Here is a 1963-nt window from a genome sequence, read left to right as displayed (position 1 = left end):
TTTCTTCATGCGTTTCTCCTTGGGATGGCCCGGAAACCCGGGGTCAGGACGGCAGGTTCGCGCGTAGCGCGGCCATGACGGCATCGGTCCGCGGACGCACCTGACGCCAGATGAAAAAGGCCTCCGCGGCCTGTTCGACCAGCATGCCGAGACCGTCCCGCCGCTGCTGCAGGCCGGCTTCCCGCGCCCAGGCGAGGAAGGGCGTCTCGGCGCCGTACATCATGTCATAAACCGCCGTGGCGCCGTGGAACCAGCCGTCCGCGAGGCCCAGGCGCTCGCCCTGGAGGCTGGCGCTGGTGGCATTGATGATGACATCGCAGGGCATGGCGGCAGCGCTTTCCGCCAGCGCGGCCAGCGCCAGGCCGGAGACCGGCAGCGGTGCAGCGCCGGCGCTGCCGAACAGCGCAGCCAGCGCCACCGCCTTGTCGGCGGTGCGGTTGGCGATCAGGACCTCGCCGGCGCCGGCGGCCAGCAGCGGTCCGACCACGCCACGGGCGGCGCCGCCGGCGCCCAGCAGCAGCACGCGCCGGCCGACCAGGGGCCAGCCGGCATTGTCGGCGATGTCACGCACCAGGCCGACGCCATCGGTGTTGTCGCCACGCACGCGGCCATCGGCATCCACGCTCAGCGTGTTGACCGCGCCAGCCTGCTCGGCGCGCGGCGAACGCACGTCGCACAGCCGCCAGGCCTCTTCCTTGAAGGGCACGGTGACGTTGGCGCCGCGACCGCCAGCGGCGACGAAGCGACGCCAGGTGCCGGCGAAGTCGTCCAGCGGCGCCAGCAGCGCCTCGTAGCTCAGGTCCTGCCCGGTCTCGGCGGCGAAGGCGGCGTGGATGCGCGGCGACTTGCTGTGCGCGATCGGATGCCCGATGACGGCGTAACGGTCGGTCATGCCGATGCTCCGTCAGCCCTGGCATCCGCCCCGCCGGCGGGCGCCTGACGCGCAGCCAGCCGTTCGGTGGCGGACAGGCCGATCTGCGGCCACCAGTCACGCGGCTGCAGATAGCGCTCGTGCAGCCGGGCCTCGGCGCTGCCGGGCTCCGGATGCCAGTCGTAGCGCCAGCTCACCTCGCTGGGCAGCGACATGAGGATGGATTCGGTACGGCCGCCGGTCTGCAGGCCGAACAGCGTGCCACGGTCCCAGACCAGGTTGAACTCGACATAGCGGCCGCGACGAATGCACTGGAACTCGCGCTCGCGCTCGCCCCAGGGCGTGTCCTTGCGACGCCGCAGGATGGGCTCGTAGGCCGCGAGATAGCCATCGCCGACGCTGCGCATGAAGGCGAAGGCGCTGTCGAAGCCGCCCTCGCTCCAGTCGTCGAAGAACAGGCCGCCGATGCCGCGCGGCTCGTTGCGGTGCTTGAGGAAGAAGTACTCGTCGCACCAGGTCTTCAGGCGCGGGTAGATTGCATCGCCAAAGGGTGCGCAGGCCTCGGCGGCGACCCGGTGCCAGTGCTGGCAGTCCTCGTCGAAGCCGTAGTAGGGCGTGAGGTCGAAGCCGCCGCCGAACCACCACACCGGCGCCTCGCCATCGGCCTCGGCGACGAAGCAGCGGACATTCGCGTGCGATGTCGGCGCGTACGGGTTGCGCGGGTGGATGACCAGCGACACGCCCAGCGCCTGGAAGCGGCGGCCGGCCAGCTCGGGCCGGTGCGCCGTGGCCGAAGCCGGCAGGCGGGCGCCGGTGACATGCGAGAAATTAACGCCGCCCTTCTCGATCACCGTACCGCCCTCGAGCACGCGGGTGCGACCGCCGCCACCCAGCGACTCGCCCTCGCCACGGGTCCAGCTGTCTTCGCGGAACGGGCTGCCGTCGACGGCGGACAGGGTCGCGCAAATACGATCCTGGAGGTCGAGCAGATAGGTTTTCACAGCCTGGATATCGACAACGCTCATGAGCAGCTCCGGTCAGCCCGCACGCAGCACGCGCCGGCTCGTCAGATCGCGGATTTCGGTGGGCCGG

General features: G+C 70.9%; 2 protein-coding genes. Both read right to left on the bottom strand.

From position 1 onward, the window contains the following. Positions 1 to 43: 43 nt before the first annotated feature. Entirely contained in the window at positions 44 to 892 is an 849-nt protein-coding gene (gene aroE, locus C5O18_RS08865) for a shikimate dehydrogenase (RefSeq protein WP_105193232.1), read from the bottom strand. Continuing rightward, a complete protein-coding gene (gene hemF / locus C5O18_RS08860) occupies positions 889 to 1896 on the bottom strand; it encodes an oxygen-dependent coproporphyrinogen oxidase (protein WP_105193230.1) in 1008 nt (335 codons plus the stop codon). The genes aroE and hemF overlap by 4 nt, the downstream gene beginning before the upstream one ends. Between the last annotated feature and the right edge of the window lie 67 nt (positions 1897 to 1963).

This window comes from Amnimonas aquatica (genome assembly GCF_002943415.1).
Lineage (GTDB): Bacteria > Pseudomonadota > Gammaproteobacteria > Pseudomonadales > Moraxellaceae > Perlucidibaca > Perlucidibaca aquatica_A.
Note: the sequence above shows the minus strand (reverse complement) of the source record. Positions and strands in the feature narration are given on the sequence as shown.

Bases quoted from the DNA above. Each gene is read 5' to 3' on its own strand.
- hemF (WP_105193230.1), bottom strand. From the start codon at position 1,896: ATGAGCGTTGTCGATATCCAGGCTGTGAAAACCTATCTGCTCGACCTC.
- aroE (WP_105193232.1), bottom strand. From the start codon at position 892: ATGACCGACCGTTACGCCGTCATCGGGCATCCGATCGCGCACAGCAAG.